8 protein-coding genes are annotated in these 7,557 nt (G+C 71.3%); 4 read left to right on the top strand and 4 right to left on the bottom strand.

What is annotated here, in order from left to right:
* Window positions 1-301, bottom strand: a 301-nt coding sequence (locus VFW79_RS13050; protein ID WP_329677722.1) for a LacI family DNA-binding transcriptional regulator, incomplete at its 3' end; no start/stop codon positions are given.
* Window positions 302-463: 162 nt separating this feature from the next.
* On the opposite strand from VFW79_RS13050, the gene VFW79_RS13045 reads away from it, so the two are divergent.
* Together VFW79_RS13045 and VFW79_RS13040 are read left to right on the top strand one after the other, a co-directional pair.
* Complete coding sequence (locus tag VFW79_RS13045; protein WP_329677721.1) at window positions 464-1,195, top strand: SDR family oxidoreductase; 732 nt, start codon at window positions 464-466, stop codon at window positions 1,193-1,195.
* Between the two features lie 73 nt (window positions 1,196-1,268).
* Window positions 1,269-1,574 (top strand): DF family (seleno)protein, encoded by a 306-nt coding sequence (locus VFW79_RS13040; RefSeq protein WP_329677720.1) that lies wholly within the window; start codon window positions 1,269-1,271, stop codon window positions 1,572-1,574.
* Between the two features lie 159 nt (window positions 1,575-1,733).
* Here VFW79_RS13040 and ilvD read toward each other — a convergent pair whose 3' ends face one another.
* Window positions 1,734-3,596 (bottom strand): dihydroxy-acid dehydratase, encoded by a 1,863-nt coding sequence (ilvD, locus tag VFW79_RS13035; protein ID WP_329677719.1) that lies wholly within the window; start codon window positions 3,594-3,596, stop codon window positions 1,734-1,736.
* Window positions 3,597-3,708: 112 nt separating this feature from the next.
* Between ilvD and VFW79_RS13030 the strand changes: the two genes are divergently transcribed.
* Window positions 3,709-4,692 carry an ATP-binding cassette domain-containing protein gene (locus VFW79_RS13030; protein WP_329677718.1) on the top strand — a complete coding sequence of 328 codons (984 nt, stop codon included), beginning with the start codon at window positions 3,709-3,711 and terminating at the stop codon, window positions 4,690-4,692.
* Window positions 4,689-5,501: an ABC transporter permease gene (locus VFW79_RS13025; protein WP_414647968.1), complete on the top strand. Its 813-nt coding sequence runs from the start codon at window positions 4,689-4,691 to the stop codon at window positions 5,499-5,501. The genes VFW79_RS13030 and VFW79_RS13025 overlap by 4 nt, the downstream gene beginning before the upstream one ends.
* Before the next feature lie 237 nt (window positions 5,502-5,738).
* On the opposite strand, the gene VFW79_RS13020 is transcribed toward VFW79_RS13025, so the two are convergent.
* Complete coding sequence (locus tag VFW79_RS13020; protein WP_329677717.1) at window positions 5,739-6,143, bottom strand: hypothetical protein; 405 nt, start codon at window positions 6,141-6,143, stop codon at window positions 5,739-5,741.
* Complete coding sequence (locus tag VFW79_RS13015; RefSeq protein ID WP_329677716.1) at window positions 6,140-7,453, bottom strand: serine/threonine-protein kinase; 1,314 nt, start codon at window positions 7,451-7,453, stop codon at window positions 6,140-6,142. The genes VFW79_RS13020 and VFW79_RS13015 overlap by 4 nt, the downstream gene beginning before the upstream one ends.
* Window positions 7,454-7,557: the final 104 nt, after the last annotated feature.

Below are 7,557 nucleotides of genomic sequence, written 5' to 3'. Positions count from 1 at the left end.
TGCCGGCCCCGAACGCGTCCTCGGCGCCCATGAGGATCGGGAGGCTGAACCGTCCCTCGAGGTCGTTCGTCAGCAGGCCGACGGTGCCGGTCTGACCGGCCAGGATCGCCTGGGCGAGCGTGTTCGGCGTGAAGGAGATGCGCTCCGCGGCTTCCACGACTCGACGTCGCGTGTCCGGGTGCACGTTGGCGCGTCCGTTGAGGGCCTTGGACGCGGTGGCCATGGACACGCCGGCGAGGACGGCGACGTCCCGCAGCGTTGCGGCGCGGGGGCGTGCCGCTGCACCGTTGGTCTTGTTCACTCGTCCCCCGTCGTCTCTCGCACACGCCAGAAAGGCCCGGACCCGCCCGGTGCTTTGACCGCTGCGTTCGCACGATGCTAGCCTACAAAAACCGTTTCGGGACGTTTCGCCTGTGCTGAGTGCAGCCCCGAGTCATCGTCGCCTCGCCACCTGGAGCCTCCCATGCAGACCACCCGAGACCTCACCGGATCCGTCGTCGCCATCACCGGTGCCACGGCGGGCATCGGACGTGAGACTGCGCGCCTCCTGGTCGCGGACGGAGCGCGTGTCGCACTCGGTGGCCGGCGCACGGACCGGCTCGACGAGCTGGTCGCCGAGCTCGGCGCGGAGAACGCCGTCGGGGTGCCCATGGACGTGCGCGTGCCTGCCGACAATGCGCGGCTCGTCGCGGCGGCCGTGGACCGGTGGGGCCGACTGGACTCCGTCATCCCGAATGCCGGCATCGGCATGTACGGCGGGATCCTCGACCAGAGCGACGAGGACCTCACGACGATGATGGACACGAACTACGCGGGCACGGTCTGGACCGTGCGTGCGGCGCTGCCGGCGATGCTGGCCGCAGGGGGTGGCGACGTCGTCATCGTCTCGAGCGTCGCGGGCTTCCGCGGCGGTGCCGACGAGGCGGTCTACGCCGGGACCAAGCACGCGCAGGTCGGGCTGGCGGGGTCGCTCGATCGCGAGCTGCGCGAGAAGGGGGTGCGCGTCACGCTGATCTGCCCGGCCGGGACGTTCACCGAGTTCGCCGTCGGCGCCGGCCGCACCGACGACGACCCCCGTGCGAGCGAGTGGCTGACGCCCGGCGACGTGGCTGCCGCGATCGTGACTACCCTGCACCAGCCGCGCACGATGCGCACGTCCATCTGGACGCTGTGGAGCATGGGTCAGGGCAGCTGACGAACAGCGGGCGTGGGCTCGTCCGGGGAACGTTTCGCACGTCGGACGGGCCCCCGAGGGTCATCATGAACGGGTGAAGGTTCAGCTGCTGTACTTCGATGGATGCCCGAACTGGCGCGAGACCGACGACCGGCTGCGCGTAGCCCTCCAGGCTGTCGGGGGCGCCGATGTGGCGGTCGAGCATGTCGTGGTCTCGACGCCGGAGCAAGCAGTGGAGCTGAGCTTCCACGGCTCGCCGTCGGTGCTGGTGGACGGCGTCGACCCGTTCGCTGCGCCGGACGCTCCCGTCGGCCTTGCGTGCCGCCTGTACCGGACGGCGTCGGGGGTCTCCGGTGCGCCGACCGTTGAGCAGCTGGTCGCTGTTCTCGCGCCGGGATGAGCACGTCCGGGGTGGCAGCGCCCCGGAACCGGAGGGCGTCGCCAGACCGCTACGTCGAGCGGGTCGGGGGATGCTCGACCATCGCCAGCGCGCCCGACGGGCACCGGCCGACGACCTCGCGGGGCTGCTCCGCCAGGTCGGGGGTGCTGGTCTTGCGGGTCATGGTGTGATGCGTCGTTCGAGGACGCTGACGTCGCGCACCGCGCCCTTGTCGGCAGACAGGGCCATCGCCGCATACGCACGCAGCGCGGTCGAGACCACGCGGTCGCGCGAGGTCGGGTGGTAGCCACCGCCGGCCTCGAGCTTGGCGCGGCGATCGGCGAGGTCCTCGTCGGGGACGTCCAGGTGGATCGACCGCTGGGGGATGTCGATGAGGATCGTGTCGCCGTCCTCGACGAGCGCGATGACACCACCGGCCGCCGCCTCGGGGGAGACGTGCCCGATCGACAGCCCGGACGTCCCGCCGGAGAATCGTCCGTCGGTGATGAGCGCGCACTGGGCGCCGAGCCCGAGGCCCTTGAGGTAGGACGTCGGGTAGAGCATCTCCTGCATGCCGGGTCCGCCGCGCGGTCCCTCGTAGCGGATGACGACGACGTCGCCGGCCGTGATGCGGCCGCTGAGGATCGCCTCGACGGCGTCGTCCTGGGACTCGAGCACGACGGCGGGGCCGGAGAACGTGAAGCAGGACTCGTCGACCCCGGCGGTCTTGACGACGCACCCGTCCTCGGAGAGGTTCCCGCGGAGCACCGCGAGCCCGCCGTCGACCGTGTAGGCGTGGGCGACGTCGTGGATGCACCCGGTCGCGGCGTCCAGGTCGAGGCTGTCCCAGCGTGCCGACTGGGAGCCCGCCGTGGCCGAGCGCACGCGGCCCGGTGCGGCGTGGAACAGCTCGATCGCCTCGGGCGTGGCGGCGCCGCCGCGGATGTCCCACGCGTCGAGCCAGGTCTGCAGCGAGTCGGCGTGCACGGAGTGGACGTCGGGGTGGAGCAGGCCGGCGCGGTTCAGCTCGCCGAGGATCGCGGGGATGCCGCCTGCCCGGTGGACGTCCTCCATGAGGTAGCTGCCGTTGGGCGCGACCTTGCACAGGCACGGCACGGCCGAGGAGCGCGCCTCGATGTCGTTGAGCGTGTAGTCGAGCTCGGCCTCGTGGGCGACGGCGAGCAGGTGCAGGATCGTGTTGGTCGAGCCGCCCATCGCGATGTCGAGCGACATCGCGTTGTCGAAGGCCTCCCGGGTCGCGATCGCCCGCGGCAGGACGCTGGCGTCGTCGTCCTCGTAGAAGCGGCGGGTGATCTCCACCGCGGTGCGCCCGGCCTGCTCGTAGAGGTCGCGGCGTGCGGTGTGGGTCGCGAGCGTCGAGCCGTTGCCGGGCAGGGCCAGGCCGAGGGCCTCGACGAGGCAGTTCATCGAGTTGGCGGTGAACATCCCCGAGCACGACCCGCACGTCGGGCACGCGGCCTCTTCGATGAGGTCGATGTCGGCGTCGGACACCGTGTCCGCGACCGCGTCGGCGATCGCAGTGACGAGGTTGAGCCGGGTGCGCGTCGTGCCGTCGGTCAGGACCGCGGTGCCGCCCTCCATCGGGCCGCCCGAGACGAAGACCGTGGGGATGTTGAGTCGCATGGCCGCCATCAGCATGCCGGGCGTGATCTTGTCGCAGTTCGAGATGCACACCAGCGCGTCGGCGCGGTGCGCCTGGACCATGTACTCCACCGAGTCGGCGATCAGGTCGCGCGACGGCAGCGAGTAGAGCATGCCCTCGTGACCCATCGCGATGCCGTCGTCGACGGCGATCGTGTTGAACTCCCGCGGCACCGCCCCGGCCGCCAAGATCGCCGCGGACACGATCCGCCCGACCGGCTGCAGGTGCGTGTGGCCCGGCACGAACTCGGTGAAGCTGTTCGCCACGGCGATGATCGGCTTGCCGATGTCCTCGCGGGCGACCCCGGCTGCGCGCAGCAGAGCGCGGGCGCCGGCCATGTTCCTGCCGTGGGTGACTGTTCGTGAACGCAACGGTGGCATGACGCCATTCCATCACCCGCAGGGGACTGGCGGATCCCGAGGACCGGCAGGCGGACGGCAGCCGGCCGAAAGGTCTCGCGCTGTGTGGGACCAAGGTCCTAGCCTGGACGGCATGAGCGAGGCGATCCGGGCCCAGGGACTCGTGAAGCGGTACGGGAAGGTGACAGCGCTGGACGGCGTCGACATCTCCGTGCCGACCGGCACCGTGCTCGGGCTGCTGGGACCCAACGGGGCCGGCAAGACGACGATCGTGCGCATCCTCGCGACGCTGCTTCGGCCCGACTCGGGTGAGGCCCAGGTCGCCGGCGTGGACGTCCTGACCGACCCGGCGGGCGTGCGACGGAAGATCGGGCTGTCGGGTCAGTACGCCGCCGTGGACGAGTACCTGACGGGGTTCGAGAACCTCGACATGATCGGGCGGCTGTACCACCTCGGTCGTCGGGCGAGCCGAGTGCGGGCGCGCGAGCTGCTCGCCCAGTTCAGCCTGGACGACGCCGCGGACCGCCCGGCCCGCACCTACTCGGGCGGCATGCGACGACGGCTCGACCTTGCGGGGGCTCTGGTGGCGGATCCACCGGTGCTCTTCCTGGACGAGCCGACGACCGGTCTGGACCCGCGCGGCCGGACCGAGATGTGGGAGATCATCCAGTCGCTGGTGTCGGGCGGCACGACGCTGCTGCTCACCACGCAGTATCTCGAGGAGGCCGACCTGCTCGCGGACACGATCGTGGTCATCGACCACGGCACGATCATCGCGAAGGGGACCTCCGACGAGCTGAAGCGGCAGGTCGGCGGTGAGCGCCTCGACGTCACGGTCGCCGACGGCACCCGGCTCGCGGAGGCGCGCGACCTGCTCGAGCCGCTCGGGATCGGCCCGGCGACCCATGATCATCAGCGCCGGACGGTCCTGATCCCGGTGACGGGCGGCGCCGCGGTGCTCACCGAGGCGTTGCGTCGTCTTGACGCAGTCGACCTTCGGCTCGACGACGTCGGCCTGCGCCGCCCCACGCTCGACGACGTCTTCCTCATCCTCACAGGACACGGCGCGGCGGACACCGAGGCCGCCGGCGTCCGGCAACGGGAGGCAGCGCGATGACCTTGACGATCCCGCACGTGATCGCCGACGCGCACGTCGTCGCGAAGCGCAACATCATCAAGATCAAGCGGGTCCCCGACCTGCTGGTCTTCACGACCCTGTCGCCGATCATGTTCGTGCTGCTGTTCTCGTACGTGTTCGGCGGCGCGATCGACCAGGCCGGTGGGGGATCCGCGTACCGGGAGTTCCTCATCGCCGGGATCTTCGCGCAGACGGTCATCTTCGGCGCCACGATCACCGGCGCGGGCCTGGCGGACGACGTCAAGAAGGGCATCATCGACCGCTTCCGATCGCTGCCGATGGCACCGTCCGCCGTCCTGACGGGACGCACGCTGTCCGACGTCGTCAACAACGTGATCGTGCTCGTCGTCATGTCGCTCACGGGGCTCCTGGTCGGGTGGCGCATCCGTAGCTCGCCGATCGAGGCGCTGGCAGGGTTCGGACTGCTGCTGGTCTTCGCGTACGCGGTCTCGTGGGTCATGGCGTGGATCGGCATGCTCGTGCCGAGCCCGGAGGTCGTGAACAACGCCTCGTTCATCGTGATCTTCCCGATCACCTTCGTGGCCAACACGTTCGTCCCGCTGTCCACGCTTCCGGGACCCCTGCGGAGCTTCGCGGAGTGGAACCCCGTCTCGTCCGTCACGCAGGCCGCCCGCGAGCTGTTCGGCAACATCCCCGCGAACACCCCCGAGCCCACCGCGTGGCCGCTGCAGCATGCGGCCGAGTACACGCTCATCTGGACAGTGCTCATCCTGGTGATCGCCATCCCGGTGGCGAACGCGCAGTACCGCGTGTCGACGAGCCGCTGACCTCTCCGGTCGGTGCTCCGGGTCCCTGACCGGAGCCGGGTGCACACGGCGCGCCGTACTGGGACCGCGGTACGCCGATCGCCCGTCGATGGGGGACGACACGTCGGCCCCAGGTTGCGAGAGTGAAGGCATGGTCGCGGACCGACCTGCTGAGGTCGGCGGACCTGCAGCTGACGTCCGAGGAGCTCGCTGCGTTGTCGGCCGCCTCGGCGTGGGCCGTCGGGGCGTCGTCCTGCCCTAGTCCTTACCCTTGTGCTTGCCCGGTCCGGCGTCGGGCTTCGTAGTGGCCGGGGCAGGTGCCGGCGTTGCCTTCGCCGTGGGTGTCGGTGACGATGCTGGTGGCTGTGCCGCAGCGAGTGCTCCGAGATCGCCGCGGACCCGGTCGATCGCCGCCTGGATCTTCGCTCCGCGGTCGGCCCCGACCTGACCGGCGGTGAGCGCCTGGTCGAGCCGTGACTGGAGGGTGTCGAGCAAGGTCACGGCGGCCGCGTAGTGGCCCGCTGCGGCGGCGGTGCCGACATCCTGGACGGCGGCCTGCAGCTCGCTGGAGGTGGTCGCGGCGATGTCTGACGCACCGGACGCGCACCCGGAGAGCAGGGCTACGCCGACGACCGCGGCGGCGAAGCGCCGCACGCCGATCATGGGCTCACGCTCGTCAGGAGAGCCTGCAGGTCGGTGCGCAGCGGTTCGACGAGGGCGGGCACAGTGGGTGCCGTGCTCGGCGTCGGCGCCGGGTGGGCGAGCCGTGGCACCGCGACGACGGCCGCGACGACGACGAGCAGTCCGACCGCAGCCAGGACGAGGGGACGGCGGGTCCGGTGCGTTCGCGTGCCGCCTGTCGACGGCGCGCCACGCGCGTGCCTCTCGCCGTGCCCGCCATCCAGACTTGCGCCCCGCCCGGTCGCATCACCGGCGTCGTGCTCGGCGGCCCGGTTGGCAGCATCGCGGCCGAGCTGTGCGATGACTGCGGCCGGCATGATCGCGGTCGAGCCGCTCGCGTGCGCGTCCATCGGGACCGTCAGCGTGGTCGGTGTGTCGACGCCGACGCTCGCCCCGAGGGCCTCCGTCGCAGGTGATGAGGCGAGGGCGTCCTCGGATGCGGCCGCCTCGCGCTCGAGCGCCCGCGCGGCGACAGCGACGTCGACGGCGGTCGGCCTCGCCTCGGGGTCGCGCGCCGTCATGGCCGACAGGAGTGCGGCCCAGCCGGACCCGACGGAGCCGGGGATCGGCGGATCGCTGACCAGGCGTGCGCCGACGGACTCCATGAGGGCGCCCGGGAACGCGCGTGTCCGCGTCAGCGACTCGAGGAGCACGAGGCCCAACGAGTAGACGTCCGACGCGGGAGCGGGAGCGGCGCCGCGGGCCTGCTCGGGGCTGAGGTAGGCGGCTGTGCCGACCAGACCTCCCGCGGCGGTCAGGCGCGTCGAGTCGATAAGGTGGGCGATCCCGAAGTCGGCGAGCTTCGCGGTGAACTCGTGCGTGGGCAGCGGCGAGGAACCGAGGAGCACGTTGCCCGGCTTGATGTCGCGATGGACGATCCCGCTCGCATGGACGACGTGCAGGGCCTCGGCGAGATCTACCGCCATCCGGCACACATCCGCACGGGCGAGGGGACCTCGCTGGATCCGCGCACCCAGGGTCGGACCGTCGACCAGCTCCATGACGAGGAACGTCCGCACGCTGCCGTCGACCTCGTCGACACCCGCGTCGAACAGGGTGACGAGCGCGTGGTGGTTCAACGATGCGAGGAGCTCGACCTCGGCTCGGGCGCGCCGCACCGCCGAGGCATCAGCGGAGGCTTGTGGGATGACCTTCAGCGCCACCACGCGCCCCAGGATCTCGTCACGGGCGCGGTAGACCGCGGCCGTCCCACCATGGCCGATGACGGCCTCGATGCGATAGCGGTCGCCGACGAGGCTGCCTGCGACCGCGGCGTTCTCTGTGTCGCTCATGGCATCTCCCCTCTAGGCACGCCCACACGGTACGTGGCTCGTGCCGAGCACGCGCGCGCGGTTGCCCTCGGCGGGGCCCGCTGCTCTTGACATCCCCCGGGCTG

The sequence above is a fragment of the Cellulomonas sp. genome (assembly GCF_036279715.1).
Classification (GTDB): Bacteria; Actinomycetota; Actinomycetes; order Actinomycetales; family Cellulomonadaceae; genus Cellulomonas_A.
This window is presented reverse-complemented; position numbering and strand designations above follow the sequence as displayed.